Origin of the sequence: Mesorhizobium sp. ES1-3, from assembly GCF_020164795.1 — a bacterium.
Taxonomy (GTDB): domain Bacteria; phylum Pseudomonadota; class Alphaproteobacteria; order Rhizobiales; family Rhizobiaceae; genus Mesorhizobium.
In genome coordinates this window covers 78261-97371 of sequence record NZ_JAIUGW010000015.1, presented here as the reverse complement: position 1 = coordinate 97371, position 19111 = coordinate 78261, and the positions used below count along the sequence as shown (strand labels likewise).

Genomic DNA, 19111 nt, shown 5'->3' with positions numbered 1-19111 from the left:
ATATTAGTCATTCGTAAAGCCGGACCGCATCCCCTGCAGAACTGCACGGTCCGGTACGAAGGAGACCAAGATGAACCGTATTTTCAAGACAGCCGTGCTGTCCGCCGCCGTGGTCGCCACCACGCTGGGGACCTTTTCGGCGGCCAATGCCGATGACTGGCGCCGTTGGCACCATCACGGCCATGGCCATGGCGACGCTGTGGCAGCCGGTGTTCTCGGCCTTGCCGCCGGCGCGCTGATCGGTGGCGCGTTGGCCAATGACCGGCCGCCGCCCGATTCCGACCGTTATTACAATGACGGCTATTACGATCGTGACGTGCGGATACGCCCGGCCCCGGTCCGCCGCTACTACGTGGAACCGCAGGTGGTCTATGCCGACCGCTATGCCGAACCGTGGACGCGCGGCTGGTACGAGTACTGCTCGGACCGATACCGCTCCTTCAATTCCCGCACCGGCACCTTCACCGGCAGTGACGGCGAACAGCATTTCTGCACCGCCAACTGAGGCTTCCCTGCCCCAAACAAAAAAGCGCCGACCGCAAGGCCGGCGCTTTTTTTGTTGTCAGCTTGCTGGGCCTTCAAACGCAGGTGCGGTCAGACCTCCTTCAGGTCAAAAACGGGTTGGTCCGCCGTTCCTCGCCGAAGCGCCCGCCCGGACCGTGACCGCAAATGAAGCCGATGTCGTCGCCAAGCGGCAACAGCTTGTCCTTGATCGAGGCGATGAGTGCCGCATGGTCGCCGCCCGGCAGGTCGGTGCGGCCAACCGAACCGCGAAACAGGACGTCGCCGACATGGGCGAATTTGGCGGCCCGATTGTAATAGACGACATGGCCGGGCGCGTGGCCGGGGCAATGCAGCACCTCGAACACATGGCCGCCAAACGACACTGTCTCGCCTTCGGTGAGAAACCGGTCGGGCACGCAATTGCGCACGCCCTCGATGCCGTAGCGCCTGCCCTGGTTTTCCAGATTGTCGAGCAGCACCTTGTCGGCGTCATGCGGGCCGATGATCTCGATGCCGAGTGCTTCCTTCAACTCCATGGCGCCTCCGGCATGGTCGATATGGCCATGCGTGATCCAGATCGCTTCGGCCGTGATCGCATTGTCCTTCAATACCGCCAGCACCTTATCGATGTCGCCGCCGGGATCGACCACCACGCCGTGCTTGTCGTCCATGTCGAACAGGATGGTGCAGTTCTGCTGGAACGGTGTGACCGGCACGATGCCGGCATTGAGCTGACCCATGATCGTCCTTTCGCTGTGTCAGCGGTGATGTAGAGGCGTGGGCCTGGAGCGTCCAGCCCCGCAAAGGCGAACGGCCGGTCGCCGCAAAAGAAATGGGCGGCCGAAGCCGCCCATTTTGCCAGCCCGAGATTGCAGGCTCATTTCTTCATGGCGCCCATGACCGCGCCGAGAATGCCGGTCAGGATCGCGCCGCCGCCGGCGCCACCGACGATGTTCTGCAGGTTGAGCGCGCTGCCGAGACCGCTCGTCGCCGCCGCGGCTGCATCAGGACTGATCGCGCCGTGGCCGAGCAGGCTGCCGAGGATCGCCGCGCCGCCGACACCACCAATGGCACCGCCCAGGATTTTGGGAAGCTGCCCCATCGCCGCCGTCTTGATAGCCGCGCCTACCGCCTGACCACCGATGATGCCCGTAATGATCTGAACGATGATCGGAAGAAGCGTGTTCATGTCCATATGATTAGTCCCTCCATAGCTGCCAGCCTCCCGGGCCGACACCATCATGAGAGACGCCGAATTTGATGAAAGTCAAATGCACAAACGCTGAAATAAAAGGGGCGGCCCGAAAACCGCCCCTGCTTGCCCGAAAAGCTGTGACTATCGTTATTCTGCGGCGATAGCATGCTTGGGTTGAACGGCGATAGAATAGTCGTTCATGAGATTCTTGGCGATCTCGCCAACTTCGAATCGGTAAGGGCCGATCTCCGAAACCGGGGTTACTTCCGCTGCGGTTCCTGTCAGGAAGCACTGCTCGAACCCTTCGAGTTCTTCCGGCATGATGGCGCGTTCGATGATCTCCAGGCCGCGATCCCTGGCGAGACCGATGACCGTGCGGCGGGTGATGCCGTCGAGGAAGCAGTCGGGCTTGGGCGTGTGGATCTTGCCGTCCTTGACGAAGAAGATGTTGGCGCCGGTCGCTTCCGCGACCTGGCCCCGCCAGTCGAGCATCATCGCGTCGGCATAGCCCTTGGCCTCGGCGGCATGCTTGGACATGGTGCAGATCATGTAGAGGCCCGCCGCTTTCGACTTCGACGGCGCCGTGCGCGGGTCGGGCCGGCGCCATTCCGCCACATCGAGGCGGATGCCCTTCAGCTTCTGAGCCGGGTCGAAATAGCTTGGCCATTGCCAGATGGCGATCGCGACATTGATGCGGTTGTTTTGCGCCGAAACGCCCATCTGCTCGCTGCCGCGCCAGGCGATAGGCCTGACATAGGCGTCCTGGAAGCCCTGCTTCTTCAGAAGCGTGGTCGAGGCGTCGTTGAGCTCGGCCACCGAATAGGGAATCTTGAAGCCGAGCAGGCGCGCCGATTCATGCAGCCGCTCGGTATGCTCGTTGAGCTTGAAGATCTCGCCGCCATACGCGCGCTCACCCTCGAAGACCGCGCTGGCGTAGTGCAGGCCATGGGTCAGCACGTGAATCTTGGCCTCGCCCCACGGGACGAACTCGCCATTCATCCAGATGAAGCCGTCCAGTTGATCGAAAGGAACGGATGCCATGGTAACCTCCCGCGGACCTCGGCCCGCATATCTCAGTGTCGTTGCATGTTCTTTTTGGCCGCGCCATGTGATTGGAGACGCCGGCCGGTGTCTCGAAGCGTAAGCGGATAATCGCGCCCTGGCAAACTCAGGAAGTTCCGGAAAAACCGGCCTGCCTTGCCTTTTCGTTCGCAATCCGCCCAAAAGCTTGTCAAAAATTACCATTGCAGGGAAATTACGTCAATAGTACTGACATAATCTCCCGTTCCCATGGAGAAATGATGACGGATAAAAACCCAGCCGCCGGAAAACCGATCAGGACCGCGATCACCAGCGAGGACGGCATCGATTTCGCCATCATCGAACTCTTCTTCTTCGCCTATCGCGACTTCACCTCCGATCCCGATCAGATCCTGGCCGATTACGGTTTCGGCCGCGCCCACCACCGCGTGCTGCATTTCGTCAACCGCCGGCCGGGCCTGACCGTCGCCGAACTGCTCGACGTGTTGAAGATAACCAAGCAGAGCCTGGCGCGCGTGCTCAAGCAATTGATCGACACCGATCACGTCGTGCAGCTGCAGGGCCCGCGCGACCGCCGCCAGCGCGAACTCTATCCGACGGCCAAGGGCCGTGCGCTGGCGCTGGCGCTGGCGCGGCCACAGTCGCGCCGCATCCGTGCTGCATTGGAAGATTGCGGTGCCGCCGAACGGACCTTGGTGGAACGCTTCCTCGAAGCGATGGTCAATCCGGAACTGAGAGCTCAGATCGACGTTGGGTCCGCAAAAATGTCAGGGAAAAGCCATGGAGAGCACTGAGAGGATCGACCAGGCGGCCGCACCGGACGACGACGCGCCGCATCTGCTCGTGGTCGACGACGACACCCGTATCCGCAATCTTCTCAAGCAGTATCTGACCGAAAACGGCTTTCGCGTCACCGTCGCCGGCAATGCCGGCGAGGCCCGGCGCAAGCTCGCCGGCCTCGACTTCGACCTGCTTGTGCTCGATGTCATGATGCCGGGAGAAAGCGGCGTCGATCTCACCAAGGCGCTGCGCGCCGAGAAGAACGTGCCGATCCTCATGCTGACGGCCCTGTCGGAGACCGACAACCGTATCTCGGGACTCGAAGCCGGCGCCGACGACTACCTGCCCAAGCCCTTCGACCCGCGCGAGTTGATCCTGCGCATCAACAACATCCTGCGCCGCGGCGGCCCGGCGGCGACGCCCAAGGTCGAACAGCTGGTGTTCGGTCCCTACACCTTCCAGATCGCCAGGCGCGAACTGAAGCGCGGCGGCGAAGCGCTGAAGCTGACCGACCGCGAACAGGAGATCCTGGCGATCTTCGCCGCGCGCGCCGGCGAAACCATCCCCCGCCACGAGCTGGTCGGCGACGATTCGGAAGTCGGCGAGCGCACCATCGACGTCCAGATCAACCGGCTGCGCCGCAAGATCGAGCGCGATCCGTCCAATCCGGTCTGGTTGCAGACCGTGCGCGGTATTGGGTATCGGCTCAGCGTGGAATAGAATGCCGGCGGCGGCCCAAGGGCATGATCCCGAAAAGTGGGAACCGGTTTTCGGAAAAGATTGTGCTCCAACAAAGAGTTAGATCAGGATGACGATTCGGCCAAACGTCATGCTGGTCTCATACCGCCGACGGATGAAAAGAGCCAATGGCGACCACGGAACTGGAAGAGCCGGACAATGACGGCTTGAGCGCACGCGCCACGCGGACGCTCAAGGCGGTGCCGCGCATCTGGAACCGGTTCTGGCGCCTCGTTTCGCTTTACATGCCCAAGCGCCTCTATGCGCGCTCATTGATCATCGTCATCGCGCCGATGATCCTTTTGCAGTCGGTCGTCGCCTTCGATTTCATGGAGCGTCACTGGGCAACCGTGACGCAGCGCCTGTCGCAGGCCACCGTGCGCGACATCGCCGCCATCATCGACCTGATCGAGACCTACCCGCACGACGCCGACTACGCCAGCATCATCCGCATCGCGCAGGACCGCATGCAGCTGAAGGTCGATCTCCTGCCGCCCGATCCGCTGCCGCCGCCCGGTCCAAAACCGTTCTTCTCGATCCTCGACGATGTTCTCTCCGCCGAGATTACCCGCCAGATCAACCGCCCATTCTGGATCGACACGGTCGGCAATTCCAACATCGTCGAGGTCCGCGTCCAGCTCGAGAACAAGGTGCTGCGCGTCTTCGTGCGCCGCAGCCAGGCCTATGCCTCCAACACCCATATCTTCCTGATCTGGATGGTCGGCACCTCGCTGGTGCTCCTGATGATCGCCATCCCCTTCCTGCGCAACCAGATCCGGCCGATCCTGGCACTTGCCGAGGCCGCCGAAAGCTTCGGCAAGGGCCGGCCGATGCCGCGCGATTTCCGCCCGCGCGGGGCTGAAGAGGTGCGCCGCGCCGGCTTTGCCTTCATCCAGATGCGCGAGCGCATCGAGCGCCAGATCGAGCAGCGCACGGCCATGCTGACCGGTGTCAGCCATGATCTTAGGACCATTCTCACCCGCTTCAAGCTGCAGCTGGCGCTGGCCGGCGGCAAGGCCGAGACCAAGGCGGCGCTGGACCAGGACATCGAAGACATGCAGTCGATGCTGGAAGGCTATCTCTCCTTTGCCCGCGGCGAGGCCTCGGAGGATCCGGGACGTTTCGATCTCGAAGCCTATTTCCAGAAGCTCGGCGAGGAAGCGGGCTTGCGCAAATGCAAGCTGTCGACAACGCTTTCCGGCGATCCGACCGTGCATGTGCGGCCGAATGCCTTCGCGCGGCTGTTGTCCAACATCATCGGCAATGCCTTCCGCTATGCCCGCACCGTCGAGGTCACCGCCAACCATGGCCGTGGCTCGCTTCTGGTCACCATCGACGACGATGGGCCAGGCATTCCGGCCGACAGGCGCGAAGACGTGTTCAAGCCCTTCGTGCGCCTCGATGAAGCCCGTAACCTCGACGCCAGCGGTACCGGGCTCGGCCTGTCGATCGCCCGTGACATCGCCCGCAGCCATGGCGGCGACATCACGCTCGACGACAGTCCGATGGGCGGCCTGCGCGTCGTAATCAAGGTTCCGGCCTGATTTCTATTTGACTAGCCGAGCATGATCTTGGCTAAAAACCGGTTTCGACTTTTCGGGATCACGGTCTGCTTCATCCGCCCGTCATGAAACCATGGTCAAGAGCGCGCATGAAGCGTGCGACCGCATTTGATTCGTCCTTGCCGCCTCACTTTGAGCCCGTGCCCGCCAAGGTGCGCTGGAGCGAAGCGAGGGCGGCCGCCTGGTCCCCGTTCCGGCATCGTTTCAAGGCAACCGCGGACATCCGGAGCAAAGGGCCGCCATGCGCATATTGATGGTCACCGACGCCTGGCGCCCACAAGTCAACGGCGTCGTCCACACGCTGGAGCGGCTCACCGAGACCTTGAAGTCCTTCGACGTCGCGGTCGAGTTCCTGACCCCGAACATCTTTCGCACCCTGCCCTTGCCGACCTACCCCGACATCCGCCTGGCGCTGACCACCCCCCGCCATGTCGCGCGCCTGATCGACGGCTACAAGGCCGACCACGTCCACATTGTCACCGAGGGACCACTGGGCATCATGGCGCGGCGCTATTGCCGCAATGCCGGCCGGCCGTTCACCACCAGCTACCACACCCGCTTTCCCGAATATCTCAGCGCCCGCCTGCCGGTACCGGAGAGCTGGGCCTATCGCTGGCTGCGTGATTTCCACAATTCAGGCCAAGGAACGCTGGTCGCCACGCAGTCGCTCGCCGACGATCTCACGGCGCGCGGCTTCAACAAGCTCAGGCCGTGGACGCGCGGCGTCGACACTGAGCATTTCCACCCTGACAAGCGCAAGGACCTCGGCTTCCCCGGCCCGGTCTTCCTTTGCGTCGGCCGTGTCGCCATCGAAAAGAACCTCTCCGCCTTCCTCGATCTCGACCTGCCCGGCAGCAAGGTGATCGTCGGCGAGGGTCCGGAGCTTGCCAAGCTCAAGACAAAATACCCCCAGGCGCATTTTCTCGGCCATCGTCCCAATGACGAACTGGCCGAAATCTACGCCTCGGCCGATGTCTTCGTCTTCCCCAGCCGCACCGACACTTTCGGCAATGTCATCATCGAGGCACTGGCCAGCGGCACGCCAGTCGCCGCCTATCCGGTGACCGGGCCTATAGACATCGTCGGAGACGGCTTTGGCGGCGCGGTGTCGAACGATTTGCGCCAGGCGTCGCTCGCCGCACTCAACGTCGACCGCGCCCAGGCCCGCGAACGCGCCATGCGCTACAGCTGGAAGGCCTGCGCGGAAATGTTCCTCGACGCGGTCGAGGAAGCGCTGGGAACGACGCGCAAGCTGGCGGCCTGAAACCAATCTTTCGTCCTCCACGGGCGAAGCGACGGCGAAGCCGCCGCGTAGACCCGAGTATCCATTCCGTGACCTGCGAAGGGTGCTTGGGCTGGCGAATTAGAACTTAGCTAGAAGACGGCCCGGTGGCTCAATTACGAGCAAGAAACCTCTGGACCGCTCCATTCTTCGGCCATTGTCGCGGCATGGATCCTCGGGTGTGCGCGTCCGCTACGCCCGTGGATGACGAAGGTTAAAACAAACGCCCGCCGTCCGGGACCTTGCGCTCGATGGCGCCCAACACGACGGCACCCTCTTCATCGGGAAAACCGAGCGTCAGCACTTCCGACATGAACGGACCGATCTGGCGCGGCGGGAAATTGACCACCGCGAACACCTGGCGGCCGATCAAGGTCTCGGGCGTATAGTATTTGGTGATCTGCGCCGACGACTTCTTGATGCCGATCTCGGCTCCGAAATCGATCTTCAGCTTGAAGGCCGGCTTGCGCGCCTCCGGAAACGGCTCGGCCTCGACGATCGTGCCGGCGCGGATGTCGACACGATCGAAATCGGCGAAGCTGATCTCGGGCTTGCGCTCGTTGCTCGAACTCATGTCGAACGCTTCTTGCTCAGGCGTTGCCGAAGGTCTCGAACAGCACGCCGGCCAGCGCGTCCTTGGCCGAGGTTCCCGACCAGACGACGAACTGGAAAGCCTGGAAATAGCACTCGCAGGCTTCCAGCGCCGAGGACAAGAGCACCTCGACTTGCTGGCTCGACGGTTCGACCCCGCCGGCCAGGAGCAGCGACTGGCGGAACATGATCGCGCCTTCCTGCTCCCAGAGGTCGAAATGGCCGAACAGCATCTGTTCGTTGATCAGCGACAACAGCCGCATCACTTCCAGCGTGCGGGTTTCCGGCACCTTGATGTCGAAGGCGCAGGCGAGATGCAGCGCCTCGAAATCCTCCATCCACGAGAAGGACACGTGATAGTCGGTCCAGCTGCCGGCGACCGAGATCGAGATTTCGTCGTCGCCGGCCCGTTCGAAGGACCAGTCATTGTTGTGGGCCACCTGCTCGATCACATCCACCGGATGGATTTCGCGGGAAAATTCGAGTTCGAGAAGTTCCATGGAATGCTTCCTGTGTTCAGGGGGAGCGCCACACGCTCCGCGGGGCACACACGACGAACAATCTTGTCTAGAACTCGGACGGCCGGGACTTCTCGACGCAAAGACCCCAGACCGGACCCCACCGCCCGGCGCATGACCCCTGTTCCGAATCATGCAACAAATTCAGTCTATTGATCGGGAGTCGCGTGAACAGCCCAATTTTTCGCACTGCGTCATTCGCATGTGGAAAGGTGCCTGTCACAAAGAGTCACGCAATGCCGGTAAGCGATTCACGGCAAAGCGATTTTCAGGCTGGTGCTTTGTGGAAAAGTTTAACGAATTATTTTTTCGGCTTGGGCTTCGCCGGAGCCGCCGGTGTGGCCTGACCGGTCAGTTCGGCGATCCTGGCCTCGAGCGTCTCGATGCGCTCGGCGAGCCTGCCGTTCTCTTCTCTCGCCTTGGCCGCCATCTCGCGCGCGGCCTCGAACTCCTCGCGCTGCACGACATCCATGGAGTTGAGGATGCGTTCCGCCTGGCCCTTGAAGGCCGTCTCCACCTCGCGCCGCACACCTTGAGCGGCACCGGCGGCGTCGGTCATCAGCTTGGCGAATTCATCGAGAATGCGGTTCGGTCCGGTCGACATGGCAAATCCTCGCTTGCTTGATTGGAATTAGTGACGTGGCGCGAGGAATGCAAGAACGTTGAAGCTAGCTGCGGCTGCTGCGTTGCTATGGCGCACAGCCGCATGGTGAGCGCCACGCCCTTCCGAACGGCTCCGAAGCTGTACTTAGTGGTGGCAAGTCGCCTATTATGACGCCCTCTCTCCCCTTCAGGCACGTTCAATCAGGATAACCAATGGCAACACCCCCGCGCCGACCGACAAATCCGATGGAAGCCGCTGAAGCTGTCTTCAAGCCAGTCAAGAAGCCGGCCGCGGCTCCGCCACGCGAACCCTCCACCACTCCGAATGTCCGCGAGCTTGTCTCGATCAGGATCGACCGGGCCGTGCTCGATCATTTCCAGGAAGATGGTCCCGGCTGGCAGGACAGGATCAACGACGCCTTGCGTAATGTGGTGGCCGGCAAGCCCAGGGGTTGAGGACGTCCGTCCGCGCGATGGACCTTGAAGCGATCCTGTTTACGGACCATGGACGGCCGTGACCTTGCCTTGACCCTGCCAAAACCCTGCCGCATGGTCCGCGCCGATCGCAACCGAGAGCTTTCCGTTGAACGAGTATTTCCTGCTGCCGTTGGCTTCGCTGCCTTTCCCGAACATCAACCCGATCCTCATCCAGATCGGGCCGCTGGCGGTGCACTGGTACGGCATCGGTTACATCGTCGGCATCCTGTTTGCCTGGTGGTATGCCAAGCGGCTCGCCGCCAATCCGAAACTCTGGCCCGACGGCGTCCTGCCGATGAAGCCGGAGGATCTCGACGATTTCATCGTCTGGGCGGCCATCGGCGTGGTTCTGGGCGGCCGCACCGGCTATGTCCTGTTCTATGACCTGGCGCGCTATATCGCCCATCCGCTCGATATCTTCGCCGTCTGGCAAGGCGGCATGTCCTTCCATGGCGGCCTGCTCGGCGTCATCCTGGCCATGACGCTGTTTTCCTTTAAGCGCGGCATCCGCACCTGGTCTCTGTTCGATGTCGTGGCAGCCGGCGTGCCGGTCGGCCTTGGCCTCGTGCGCGTCGCCAACTTCATCAACTCCGAGCTCTGGGGACGGCCTACCGATGTGCCCTGGGCGATCGAATTCCCCAATGGCGGTCCGTTCACCCGCCATCCAAGCCAGCTCTACGAAGCCTTGCTCGAAGGGCTGGTGCTGTTTCTCGTGCTGCGCATCCTCACCCACTCGCGCCTCAAGCTGAGGACGCCGCGCTTCGTCGGCGGCGCTTTCATCTGCGGCTACGGCCTGTCACGCATCTTTGTCGAGTTCTTCCGCGAACCCGACCAGCAGCTCGGCTATCTCCTCGGCACCAATTGGCTGACCATGGGCATGATCCTGTCGACGCCGATGGTGCTGGCCGGAATCTGGGCGATGGCGACAGCCAAGCCAGTGATCCAAACGCAACAGCAAGCGACATGACGCGACTGAAATCCCGCATCGTCGACCTGATCGAGGCGGTTGGCCCGATGCCCGTCAACGAATACATGGCGCTGTGCCTGTTCGATCCGCGCGACGGCTACTACACGACACGCGAACCGTTCGGCGCGGCCGGCGACTTCATCACCGCGCCGGAGATCAGCCAGATGTTCGGCGAACTCGTCGCCGTCTGGTTTTACCAGGCCTGGGCAGCGATCGGCCGGCCGATGCCGGTCACCATCGCCGAGATCGGCCCCGGTCGCGGCACGCTGATGAAGGACATGCTGCGCACCTTGTCGCGGCTCGACCCGGCCTTGGCCAATGGCGCCGCCATCGCCATGATCGAGACCAGCCCGCGCCTGACGGAAATCCAAAAACAGACGCTCGGCGCGACACCATTCGCTGTTTCCTGGCACGAGGTCGTCGGCACGCTGCCGCGGCAGCCGCTGCTGATCGTCGGCAACGAACTGTTCGATGCCGTGCCCATCCGCCAGTTCGTCCGCGCCGGCGCCGAGTGGCGCGAGCGCATGGTCGGCCTGGACGACGCGGACAATCTTTGCTTCTTCGCCGGCGTCGGCTCCGTCGACCCGACGCTGCTGCCCAGGGATGCAGTCGACGCGCCGCAAGGGGCGATCGTCGAAATCGCGCCGGCCCGCACGGCCCTGATGGCGGCGATCGCCGAGCGCATAGCCGGCGACGGCGGCGCCGGACTGTTCCTCGACTATGGGCATCTGCAGCCCGGTGTCGGCGACACGCTGCAGGCCCTGCGCCGGCACAATCACGAAGATGTGCTGGCCAGTCCCGGCGAAGCGGACCTTACCTCCCATGTCGATTTCGCCGCCCTTGCAGCGATCGTGCGCGCGCACGGTCTCGACGCCTATCTGTCGACACAGGGCAATTTCCTGCTCGGCATGGGCATTCTGGAGCGCGCCGGCCAGTTGGGCGCGGATGCCGGCCAGCCGGCACGCGACGAGATATCAGATGCCGTCGAGCGCCTCGCCGGCCCGCAAGCCATGGGTGAACTCTTCAAGGTCCTCGCCATCGTTCCGCGCGGCATCTCCGTCAGGCCCTTCGCCACGGCGGATTGACTTTTCATCGCTACCCCTCCCAATCTCCCGTCCGGTAAAAGAGCGGCCGGACCGCCGGCCGCTTTTCCTTGACGAAACCGCCCACACGGACAACAACGCCCGCATGCTGAATCAGACCAAACCGGATCCCGTTCGGTCGCCGCTGCTGGACCAGGCGCAGGCACAAGGCATCCGTCACGGCTATTTCACCCGCATCGGCGGCGTCTCCACGGGCATCTACAAGGGCCTCAACATCGGCACCGGGTCGGATGACGACCAGGCGCTGGTGGCGCAGAACCGGGCTCGCGTCGCCGCCTGGATGGGCGTGCCCGCAAGCCATCTGTTGACCGCCTGGCAGATCCATTCGCCCGACGTCGTCATCGCCAGGGAACCCTTCGCGGGCGAGCGGCCCAAGGCCGATGCCATCGTCACCGACAGGCCGGGCATCGCCATCGGCGCCTCGACCGCCGACTGCGGCCCGGTTCTGTTCGCGGATACGGGCGCGCGCATCATCGGCGCGGCGCATGCCGGCTGGAAAGGCGCCTTCACGGGCGTACTCGAAAACACCATTGCCGCCATGGAAAGCCTCGGCGCCCGTCGCGAAAACATCGTCGCCGTGCTTGGCCCTTCGATCGGTCCCGACAATTACGAAGTGGGGCCGGAATTCGTCGCTCGCTTCGTCGAGGCCGATAGCGGAAATGCGCGGTATTTCGTGCCTTCGGCACATGCCGGCCATTCGATGTTCGACCTCAACCGCTATACGATCGACCGGCTGGCCAGGGCCGGCGTGACGGCCGATGGCCTTGGCCGCTGCACCTATGCCGAGGAAGATCTGTTTTTCTCCTACCGGCGCACCACGCACCGCAAGGAGCCCGATTATGGCCGGCAGGTTTCGGCAATCGTTTTGGAGGAGGTATAATGGTGCTGCATTTTGAACGATCGGAATTCGACGCGCGGCGCGACCGGCTGATGATCGAGATGGCCGAGAAGAAGCTCGACGCCATCCTGCTGTTCGCGCAGGAAAGCATGTACTGGCTGACCGGCTACGACACGTTCGGCTTCTGCTTCTTCCAGTGCCTGGTGGTGAAGGCCGACGGCTCCATGGTGCTTCTGACCCGCTCGGCCGATCTGCGCCAGGCGCGCCACACATCGATCATCGACAACATCGTGCTGTGGACCGACCGCGACGGCGCCAATCCGGCGGTCGACCTGCGCAACCTGCTCAACGAACTCGACCTGCTCGGCGCCCGCATCGGCGTCGAATACGACACCCACGGCCTGACCGCCTTTAATGGCCGCCGCCTGGACGAGCAGTTGCAGACCTTCGGCCAGATCGCCGATGCTTCCGGCATCGTCGGCCGGCTGCGCCTGTTCAAGAGCCCGGCCGAGGTCGCCAAGGCGGAGAAGGCCGCCAATCTTTCCGACGACGCGCTGGACGCGGCGCTGCCGCTGATCAAGCAGGGCGGCGACGAGGCGCTGATCCTCGCCGCCATGCAGGGCGCGATCTTCGCCGGCGGCGGCGATTATCCGGCCAATGAGTTCATCATCGGCTCCGGCGTCGATGCGCTGCTGTGCCGCTACAAGGCCGGCCGCCGCAAGCTCACCAAGAACGACCAGCTGACGCTCGAATGGGCCGGCGTCTTCCATCATTACCATGCGCCGATGATGCGCACGGTGCTGACCGGCAAGGTCTCCAAGCGCCATCAGGAGCTGTTCGACGCGGCGCGTGCAGCGCTTCTGGCCGTCGAAAAGGCGATGACGCCCGCAAACACCTTCGGCGACGTGTTCGACGCCCACGCCCGCACCATGGAAGCGCACGGCCTGACCAAGCACCGGCTGAACGCCTGCGGCTATTCGGTCGGCGCCCGCTTCACGCCGTCCTGGATGGACATGCCGATGTTCTACCAGGGCAATCCCGAGCCGATCGCGCCGAACATGACGCTGTTTGCCCACATGATCATCATGGATTCCGAGACCGAGACGGCGATGACGCTTGGCCGCACCTACCTGACCACCGAATCCCAGCCGAAGCCGCTGTCCCGCCATGATCTCGACTTGATCGTGCAGTGAATCCACAATGGGAGACGTTCTTCGCCAAGGAGTTAGAAGGCAAATGAGACGATCGCATGTGACGACCGTGTCATTGCTTGTGGCATTGGCTTTGACTGCCTGCACCAACGCAAAGGACGTCCTCGAACCTTCCGCCATCACCCCGCCGGCGGCTTCGGCACAGCCCGCACCCGCCACGCAAGGCAGCGCCGCGGCCACCGTTCCCGCCCCGGCGCCGGCCGCGACGGCCACCACGACGGCGGGCGCACCTGCCGCCGCGCCCGTCACCTCCGCCCAGGCCGCCGCCATCCTGTCGAAGACCCGGCTGCAGATCGCGCCGATCGTCGGCGCTTCGGTGGAAGCCGCCACGCCGCTGACGGCGGAACTGCAGACACGCGCCAAGCAGCGCGGCATCACGCTGGCCGGCAGCCAGGACCAGACCGCTACCCACGTGCTCAAGGGCTACTTCTCGGCGATGACGGAAGGCAAGGACACCACCGTCATCTATGTCTGGGACGTCTACGACCCCTCCGGTAACCGGCTGCACCGCATCAACGGCCAGATGAAGGCGCCTTCGACCAGTTCCGGCGGCAGCGCGGGCGCCGACAGCTGGAAGTCGGTCTCGCCGGCCACCATGCAGGCGATCGCCGACCAGACCATCGATCAGTTCGCGGCCTTTCTCAGCGGCAAGGCGAGTTGAGGTGCCAGTCGGTGACGCCGAACAGTTTTCCTGGGCTTAGCCGGCGGATTCACGATCTCGGCGCTTGCAATACCAGCGCGGGCCGCTAAAAGCCCGGTTAAAAGGCGCAGGAGAGTCCGCCGGACCTCTCCGTCCTCCACCAGGAACGGTGCATGAAACTCTTCGCGGGCAATTCCAACAGGGTGCTGGCCGAAGCGGTCGCCCGCTATCTCAACATCCCGCTGGGCAAGGCCAGTGTCAGGCGCTTCGCCGACCAGGAAATCTTCGTCGAAATCCAGGAAAATGTGCGCGGCGAGGATGTCTTCATCCTGCAGTCGACTTCCTTTCCGACCAACGATCACCTGATGGAATTGCTCATCATGATCGACGCCTTCATGCGCTCGTCGGCCAAGCGCATCACGGCGGTTATTCCCTATTTCGGCTACGCAAGGCAGGATCGCCGCGCTTCCGGGCGCACGCCGATCTCGGCCAAGCTGGTCGCCAACATGATCACCCGCGCCGGCGTGGACCGGGTTTTGACGCTGGATCTCCATGCCGGCCAGATCCAGGGCTTCTTCGACATCCCGACCGACAATCTGTTCTCGGTGCCGGTGATGGCCCGCGACGTCAAGGCTAAGTACAAGCAGCTCGGCAATGTCGTGGTGGTGTCGCCCGATATTGGCGGCGTGGTGCGTGCCCGCGCTCTGGCCAAGCGCTTCGACGCGCAACTCGCCATCGTCGACAAGCGCCGTGAGCGTCCGGGCGAATCGGAAGTCATGAACATCATCGGCGCGGTCGCCGGCAAGGATTGCCTTTTGATCGACGACATCGTCGATTCCGGCGGCACGCTGTGCAACGCCGCCGACGCGCTGCTGGCCAACGGCGCCACCAGCGTCACCGCCTACATCACCCACGGCGTGCTGTCGGGCGGCGCGGTCGCCCGCATCAGCGCCTCGAAGCTGCAGGAACTGGTGATCACCGATTCCATCCAGCCGACGCAGGGCGTGCTCGACGCGCCCAATATCCGCGTCATCTCGATCGCCGACCTGATGGGCGAAGCCATTTCGCGCACGGCGACCGAGGAATCGGTGTCGAGTCTGTTCGACTGAAAAGCCGGTTACCCCTGCGGCAAGGCCGAGGGTGCCGGGGCTTCTAACCGGGCCGGGGCTCGGCGCATGCCTTCGCCGGCATCACGCGCCCCGCGCATATAGCCGCGCGGCGAGGAACCCAGCATGCGCTTGAACATGGTGATGAAGGCCGGCACGCTGTCATAACCGAGATCGAGCGCCACCCGGGTGATCGGCTCGCCGTCGGCGAGCCTCGGCAGTGCCGCGAACAGGCAGGCCTGCTGGCGCCAGGTCGACAGCGACAGGCCGGTCTGGCGCTGGAAGGCGCGCGTGAAGGAACGCCTGCTCATGCCGACGGTATCGGCCCATTCGTCGATCGTTGCATGCGGTGAGGGTGCTGCGACGAAACGCCGGCAGAGCGCCGCCAGTTTGGGATCCGACGGAAATGGCAGGCCGAGCGGCCGCTCCGGCAATTGCGGGATCTCATGCAGGAGTAGGTTCATGATCAGGCCGCCGCGCCCTTCAAGCTCGCCGCCTTGCGGCAGCTTCTCGGATTCCACGATCAGACTGTGCATCAGGTCGGTGATGCCGACGACGCGCATGCCTTCCGGCAGGCCCGGGATCGCCTGCGGCATGACATAGACGGAGCGCATCGAGACATCGCCCAGCATCTCGACGGAATGTTCGATGCCGGCCGGAATCCACATCGCATGGTCCGGCGGCACCATCCAGCGCCCATGCCGTGTCGTCACCAGCACGACGCCGACCAGCGCGTGCAGCAACTGGCTGCGGCTGTGGTGGTGGTGCGGCACGTGGTAGCCGTCCGGATATTCGGTCGGCAACACCACCGCCGGCTCGACCGCCTGCTCGAGCCACTGCCAACGCAACCCGTGCAATTGCTCGAGATCGGTGTGGCCGGCGCCGAAAATCTCCCTGGTTTTTGGCATTCGGTATGGCCCACTCGCGAAACTATTGGACCAAACCACGAAAGAAGTCGCTTGGCAACCGGACTATAAGGCTGCCTGCGGGAAGCCCCCGCCACGTCGCCCGCGGGAACACCCGCCAAAAAGACTACGGAGCCTATCTTGACCGATACGACAGCCAGCAGCGTCGCGACACAAGCGACCGCTAGTCACGCTTCAGCCCAGGCGACGGCCTTCACCGTCATCCTGGCGGTGAGCCTCTGCCACTCCATCAACGACATCATGCAGTCGCTGCTATCGGCCATCTATCCGCTTCTGAAAGACAATTACGGCCTCGACTTCTGGCAGATCGGCCTGTTGACCTTCACCTTCCAGGTGACGGCATCCTTGCTGCAGCCGATCATCGGCGCGGTCACCGACAAGCGGCCGATGCCCTATTCGCTGCCCTGGGGCATGGCGTCCTCGCTGATCGGCCTGGTCGTGCTGGCCTATGCCGGGCACTACTATCTGCTCCTGATCGGTGCCTCGCTGATCGGCATCGGTTCGGCGATTTTCCATCCGGAATCCTCGCGCATCGCCCGCTTCGCATCCGGTGGCCGGTTTGGCCTGGCGCAGTCGCTGTTCCAGGTCGGCGGCAATTTCGGCCAGTCCATGGGCCCCTTGCTGGCCGCCTTCATCGTCGTGCCCTTCGGCCAGACCAGCATCGCCTGGTTCGCCGTCGGCTCGCTGATCGGCATCGTCATCCTGTGGCAGGTCGGCGGCTGGTACAGCCGCCTGCGCGCCGCGCAGGGCAATCGCAAGACGGCAAGCTTCGTCTCGCCCTTCCCGCGCCGGAAGGTGATGTGGGCATTGGCGGTGCTGACCTTGCTGGTGCTGACCAAGAACGCCTACATCGCCAGCCTCGCCAGCTACTACACCTTCTATTCCATCCATAAGTTCGGCGTTTCGGTGCAGATGTCGCAGGTCATGCTGTTCCTCTTCCTCGGCTCTTCGGCGCTGGGCATCTTGCTCGGCGGCCCGTTCGGCGACCGCTATGGACAAAAGGCGATGATCTGGTTCTCGATCGTCGGCGTCCTGCCCTTCACGCTGGCGCTCCCCTACGCCAACATGGAATGGACGATGGTGCTGACCGTGCTGATCGGCCTGATCCTGTCGTCGGCCTTCTCCAACATCGTCGTCTTCGCGCAGGAACTGGTGCCGGGGCGTGTCGGCATGATCGCCGGCATCTTCTTCGGTTTCGCCTTCGGCGTCGGCGGTATCGCGGCCGCCGTGCTTGGCGTCGTCGCCGACATGAAGGGCATCGACTTCGTCTTCCAGATCTGCTCCTACCTGCCGTTCCTGGGGCTGCTGACAGTGTTCCTGCCCAACATGAAGGAAGCCCGGAAGGCGCAAGCAACCGTTTAAATCATTCAAGCTGCATCCCGGTAAAAGCACCCGCCTCACGGCGGGTGCCTTTTCCGTTCAGGTGGAAAGCATCTAGGCCTTGAAGAAAGCCAGCAGGTCGGCGTTGATGATTTCGGTGTGGGTCGTGGCCATGCCGTGCGGAAAGCCCTTGTAGACCTTGAGCTCGCCCTTCTTGAGCAGCTTGATGCTCAGCAGCGCCGAGTCGGCGAGGGGGACGATCTGGTCGTCGTCGCCATGCATGACCAGCACCGGCACGTCGATCGCCTTCAAATCCTCGGTGAAATCGGTTTCCGAAAAGGCCTTGATGCAGTCGTAATGCGCCTTGGTGCCGCCCATCATCCCCTGGCGGTACCAGTTGTCGACAACGCCCTGCGAAACCTCGGCGCCCGGACGGTTGAAACCGTAGAACGGGCCGGCGGGAACATCCACATAGAGCTGGGCACGGTTGGCGGCGACGCCGGAACGGAAGCCGTCGAACACCTCGATGGGAAGGCCGCCGGGATTGGCTGGGGTCTTGAGCATGATCGGCGGCACCGCGCCGAGCAACGCTGCCTTGGCGACACGGCCGCCCGAGCCATACCGGGCAACATAGCGCGCCACCTCGCCGCCCCCGGTCGAATGGCCGACATGGATGGCATCCCTGAGGTCGAGATGCGCGACAAGTTCAGCCACATCGGCGGCATAGGTGTCCATCTCGTTGCCGATATCGGTCTGGGTCGAGCGGCCATGGCCGCGGCGGTCATGGGCGATGACACGGTAGCCCTGTGCGAGGAAGAACAGCATCTGAGCGTCCCAGTCGTCGCTGCTCAACGGCCATCCGTGATGGAAGACGATGGGCTGACCGGTTCCCCAGTCCTTGTAATAGATTTGCGTGCCGTCCTTGGTGGTGATCGTGCCGCTGCCTGAGCCTGATTTGGTTTGCGAGGTCATCTCAATCTCCGTTCGATTAGTATCGCGATAAACAATATCGCGATACTAATATAGCTAGCGCAGCTTGATCCCCGTGTCCACAGAAATATGTATCGCGATATCATTTTTCGTAGTACATATCTGGAGCGCTTAATCGGCAAAGGAATGCGTCGTGCCTCTCCCGTTGGACAATCAGCTCTGCTTCACGCTCTACGCCACCAGCATGGCGATCAATCGCACCTACAAGCCGATGCTGGACGAGATGGGCATCACCTATCCGCAATATCTCGTGCTCAACGCGCTGGGCGAGGCCGACGGCATGTCTGTCGGCGCGATCGCTCACAGGCTCGCTCTGGAATCGAGCACGGTCACGCCGTTGGTGAAGCGGATGGAGCAGGCCGGCCTATTGACCCGACAGCGCAGCCAGACCGACGAGCGCCAGGTGCAGGTCGACCTGACTGCAGCCGGCCGCAAGCTGCTCGTGCAGTGCAACTGCCTGAACGAGACCCTGGTTGAGCGCTCGGGCATGACGCTGGCTGAGCTCGACGCCCTGAACCGGCAGGTCCAGGCACTGCGCGATGCCTTGAGCGGCGACCGGTAAGCGACGGCCTTCCCACCGCTTGCACGCCTGCCCACCTTCCGCTATAGAGCCGCCACCCGCGTAGACACCCTTGGAGGCAACGCGGCGGAAGGCTGCCCTCCCCTTGTGATCCGAACAAAGATCCGCTCGCTGCGGTTTCCGGCATTCGGACATCGAG

At 63.3% G+C, this 19111-nt stretch carries 22 protein-coding genes; 14 read left to right on the top strand and 8 right to left on the bottom strand.

Annotated features, from left to right (window positions below):
• Positions 1–70: 70 nt before the first annotated feature.
• Complete coding sequence (locus tag LB536_RS20425; RefSeq protein WP_224595769.1) at positions 71–505, top strand: BA14K family protein; 435 nt, start codon at positions 71–73, stop codon at positions 503–505.
• A gap of 100 nt (positions 506–605) precedes the next feature.
• On the opposite strand, the gene LB536_RS20420 is transcribed toward LB536_RS20425, so the two are convergent.
• The 3 genes from LB536_RS20420 to LB536_RS20410 all read right to left on the bottom strand — a co-directional run bounded on the left by LB536_RS20420 (position 606) and on the right by LB536_RS20410 (position 2740).
• Positions 606–1244: an MBL fold metallo-hydrolase gene (locus tag LB536_RS20420; RefSeq protein ID WP_140810374.1), complete on the bottom strand. Its 639-nt coding sequence runs from the start codon at positions 1242–1244 to the stop codon at positions 606–608.
• A gap of 137 nt (positions 1245–1381) precedes the next feature.
• Positions 1382–1699 (bottom strand): hypothetical protein, encoded by a 318-nt coding sequence (locus tag LB536_RS20415; RefSeq protein ID WP_224595768.1) that lies wholly within the window; start codon positions 1697–1699, stop codon positions 1382–1384.
• Between the two features lie 147 nt (positions 1700–1846).
• Positions 1847–2740: a branched-chain amino acid aminotransferase gene (locus tag LB536_RS20410; protein ID WP_224595766.1), complete on the bottom strand. Its 894-nt coding sequence runs from the start codon at positions 2738–2740 to the stop codon at positions 1847–1849.
• Positions 2741–3000: 260 nt separating this feature from the next.
• On the opposite strand from LB536_RS20410, the gene LB536_RS20405 reads away from it, so the two are divergent.
• The 4 genes from LB536_RS20405 (at position 3001) to LB536_RS20390 (ending at position 7084) form a co-directional block, all read left to right on the top strand.
• Positions 3001–3534 carry a MarR family winged helix-turn-helix transcriptional regulator gene (locus tag LB536_RS20405; protein WP_181182888.1) on the top strand — a complete coding sequence of 178 codons (534 nt, stop codon included), beginning with the start codon at positions 3001–3003 and terminating at the stop codon, positions 3532–3534.
• Positions 3521–4240 (top strand): response regulator, encoded by a 720-nt coding sequence (locus LB536_RS20400; protein WP_140759369.1) that lies wholly within the window; start codon positions 3521–3523, stop codon positions 4238–4240. Before LB536_RS20405 ends, LB536_RS20400 begins: the two co-directional genes overlap by 14 nt.
• A gap of 146 nt (positions 4241–4386) precedes the next feature.
• Complete coding sequence (locus LB536_RS20395; protein ID WP_140810376.1) at positions 4387–5802, top strand: ATP-binding protein; 1416 nt, start codon at positions 4387–4389, stop codon at positions 5800–5802.
• A 259-nt stretch (positions 5803–6061) separates the two neighbouring features.
• Positions 6062–7084 carry a glycosyltransferase family 4 protein gene (locus LB536_RS20390; RefSeq protein ID WP_224595763.1) on the top strand — a complete coding sequence of 341 codons (1023 nt, stop codon included), beginning with the start codon at positions 6062–6064 and terminating at the stop codon, positions 7082–7084.
• Between the two features lie 232 nt (positions 7085–7316).
• Here LB536_RS20390 and LB536_RS20385 read toward each other — a convergent pair whose 3' ends face one another.
• From LB536_RS20385 to LB536_RS20375, 3 genes are all read right to left on the bottom strand, one after another.
• On the bottom strand, positions 7317–7676 hold the full coding sequence (locus LB536_RS20385; RefSeq protein WP_224595760.1) for a tRNA-binding protein: 360 nt from the start codon (positions 7674–7676) through the stop codon (positions 7317–7319).
• A 16-nt stretch (positions 7677–7692) separates the two neighbouring features.
• Positions 7693–8193 carry a YbjN domain-containing protein gene (locus LB536_RS20380; protein WP_027143347.1) on the bottom strand — a complete coding sequence of 167 codons (501 nt, stop codon included), beginning with the start codon at positions 8191–8193 and terminating at the stop codon, positions 7693–7695.
• 319 nt (positions 8194–8512) lie between these two features.
• Complete coding sequence (locus LB536_RS20375) at positions 8513–8815, bottom strand: accessory factor UbiK family protein (RefSeq protein WP_027143348.1); 303 nt, start codon at positions 8813–8815, stop codon at positions 8513–8515.
• Positions 8816–9027: 212 nt separating this feature from the next.
• Here LB536_RS20375 and LB536_RS20370 point away from each other — a divergent pair, with 212 nt between their 5' ends.
• The 7 genes from LB536_RS20370 to LB536_RS20340 all read left to right on the top strand — a co-directional run bounded on the left by LB536_RS20370 (position 9028) and on the right by LB536_RS20340 (position 15159).
• Positions 9028–9270, top strand: a complete 243-nt coding sequence (locus LB536_RS20370) for a BrnA antitoxin family protein (protein ID WP_140810380.1) — start codon at positions 9028–9030, stop codon at positions 9268–9270.
• Positions 9271–9397: 127 nt separating this feature from the next.
• Complete coding sequence (lgt, locus tag LB536_RS20365) at positions 9398–10258, top strand: prolipoprotein diacylglyceryl transferase (RefSeq protein WP_224595757.1); 861 nt, start codon at positions 9398–9400, stop codon at positions 10256–10258.
• Entirely contained in the window at positions 10255–11343 is a 1089-nt protein-coding gene (locus LB536_RS20360) for a class I SAM-dependent methyltransferase (RefSeq protein ID WP_224595753.1), read from the top strand. Before lgt ends, LB536_RS20360 begins: the two co-directional genes overlap by 4 nt.
• A gap of 103 nt (positions 11344–11446) precedes the next feature.
• Positions 11447–12241, top strand: coding sequence for a peptidoglycan editing factor PgeF (gene pgeF, locus LB536_RS20355; RefSeq protein WP_224595750.1), 795 nt, complete (start codon positions 11447–11449; stop codon positions 12239–12241).
• On the top strand, positions 12241–13392 hold the full coding sequence (locus tag LB536_RS20350) for a M24 family metallopeptidase (protein ID WP_140810384.1): 1152 nt from the start codon (positions 12241–12243) through the stop codon (positions 13390–13392). The genes pgeF and LB536_RS20350 overlap by 1 nt, the downstream gene beginning before the upstream one ends.
• Before the next feature lie 43 nt (positions 13393–13435).
• Positions 13436–14071, top strand: a complete 636-nt coding sequence (locus LB536_RS20345; RefSeq protein WP_224595747.1) for a hypothetical protein — start codon at positions 13436–13438, stop codon at positions 14069–14071.
• 152 nt (positions 14072–14223) lie between these two features.
• The gene (locus tag LB536_RS20340) at positions 14224–15159 is read left to right on the top strand and encodes a ribose-phosphate pyrophosphokinase (protein ID WP_140758465.1); all 936 of its coding nucleotides are present in this window, start codon (positions 14224–14226) and stop codon (positions 15157–15159) included.
• Between the two features lie 8 nt (positions 15160–15167).
• On the opposite strand, the gene LB536_RS20335 is transcribed toward LB536_RS20340, so the two are convergent.
• A complete protein-coding gene (locus LB536_RS20335) occupies positions 15168–16064 on the bottom strand; it encodes an AraC family transcriptional regulator (RefSeq protein ID WP_224595744.1) in 897 nt (298 codons plus the stop codon).
• 138 nt (positions 16065–16202) lie between these two features.
• Between LB536_RS20335 and LB536_RS20330 the strand changes: the two genes are divergently transcribed.
• Positions 16203–17444, top strand: a complete 1242-nt coding sequence (locus LB536_RS20330) for an MFS transporter (RefSeq protein WP_224595742.1) — start codon at positions 16203–16205, stop codon at positions 17442–17444.
• A gap of 72 nt (positions 17445–17516) precedes the next feature.
• On the opposite strand, the gene LB536_RS20325 is transcribed toward LB536_RS20330, so the two are convergent.
• Positions 17517–18374 carry an alpha/beta fold hydrolase gene (locus LB536_RS20325; protein ID WP_224595738.1) on the bottom strand — a complete coding sequence of 286 codons (858 nt, stop codon included), beginning with the start codon at positions 18372–18374 and terminating at the stop codon, positions 17517–17519.
• A 151-nt stretch (positions 18375–18525) separates the two neighbouring features.
• On the opposite strand from LB536_RS20325, the gene LB536_RS20320 reads away from it, so the two are divergent.
• Positions 18526–18954 carry a MarR family winged helix-turn-helix transcriptional regulator gene (locus LB536_RS20320; protein ID WP_224595735.1) on the top strand — a complete coding sequence of 143 codons (429 nt, stop codon included), beginning with the start codon at positions 18526–18528 and terminating at the stop codon, positions 18952–18954.
• Positions 18955–19111: the final 157 nt, after the last annotated feature.

What these genes read in the sequence shown, in the direction of transcription:
- LB536_RS20425 (WP_224595769.1), top strand. Translation starts at nt 71, where the DNA reads ATGAACCGTATTTTCAAGACAGCCGTGCTGTCCGCCGCCGTGGTCGCC.
- LB536_RS20420 (WP_140810374.1), bottom strand. Translation starts at nt 1,244, where the DNA reads ATGGGTCAGCTCAATGCCGGCATCGTGCCGGTCACACCGTTCCAGCAG.
- LB536_RS20415 (WP_224595768.1), bottom strand. Translation starts at nt 1,699, where the DNA reads ATGGACATGAACACGCTTCTTCCGATCATCGTTCAGATCATTACGGGC.
- LB536_RS20410 (WP_224595766.1), bottom strand. Translation starts at nt 2,740, where the DNA reads ATGGCATCCGTTCCTTTCGATCAACTGGACGGCTTCATCTGGATGAAT.
- LB536_RS20405 (WP_181182888.1), top strand. Translation starts at nt 3,001, where the DNA reads ATGACGGATAAAAACCCAGCCGCCGGAAAACCGATCAGGACCGCGATC.
- LB536_RS20400 (WP_140759369.1), top strand. Translation starts at nt 3,521, where the DNA reads ATGGAGAGCACTGAGAGGATCGACCAGGCGGCCGCACCGGACGACGAC.
- LB536_RS20395 (WP_140810376.1), top strand. Translation starts at nt 4,387, where the DNA reads ATGGCGACCACGGAACTGGAAGAGCCGGACAATGACGGCTTGAGCGCA.
- LB536_RS20390 (WP_224595763.1), top strand. Translation starts at nt 6,062, where the DNA reads ATGCGCATATTGATGGTCACCGACGCCTGGCGCCCACAAGTCAACGGC.
- LB536_RS20385 (WP_224595760.1), bottom strand. Translation starts at nt 7,676, where the DNA reads ATGAGTTCGAGCAACGAGCGCAAGCCCGAGATCAGCTTCGCCGATTTC.
- LB536_RS20380 (WP_027143347.1), bottom strand. Translation starts at nt 8,193, where the DNA reads ATGGAACTTCTCGAACTCGAATTTTCCCGCGAAATCCATCCGGTGGAT.
- LB536_RS20375 (WP_027143348.1), bottom strand. Translation starts at nt 8,815, where the DNA reads ATGTCGACCGGACCGAACCGCATTCTCGATGAATTCGCCAAGCTGATG.
- LB536_RS20370 (WP_140810380.1), top strand. Translation starts at nt 9,028, where the DNA reads ATGGCAACACCCCCGCGCCGACCGACAAATCCGATGGAAGCCGCTGAA.
- LB536_RS20360 (WP_224595753.1), top strand. Translation starts at nt 10,255, where the DNA reads ATGACGCGACTGAAATCCCGCATCGTCGACCTGATCGAGGCGGTTGGC.
- pgeF (WP_224595750.1), top strand. Translation starts at nt 11,447, where the DNA reads ATGCTGAATCAGACCAAACCGGATCCCGTTCGGTCGCCGCTGCTGGAC.
- LB536_RS20350 (WP_140810384.1), top strand. Translation starts at nt 12,241, where the DNA reads ATGGTGCTGCATTTTGAACGATCGGAATTCGACGCGCGGCGCGACCGG.
- LB536_RS20345 (WP_224595747.1), top strand. Translation starts at nt 13,436, where the DNA reads ATGAGACGATCGCATGTGACGACCGTGTCATTGCTTGTGGCATTGGCT.
- LB536_RS20340 (WP_140758465.1), top strand. Translation starts at nt 14,224, where the DNA reads ATGAAACTCTTCGCGGGCAATTCCAACAGGGTGCTGGCCGAAGCGGTC.
- LB536_RS20335 (WP_224595744.1), bottom strand. Translation starts at nt 16,064, where the DNA reads ATGCCAAAAACCAGGGAGATTTTCGGCGCCGGCCACACCGATCTCGAG.
- LB536_RS20325 (WP_224595738.1), bottom strand. Translation starts at nt 18,374, where the DNA reads ATGACCTCGCAAACCAAATCAGGCTCAGGCAGCGGCACGATCACCACC.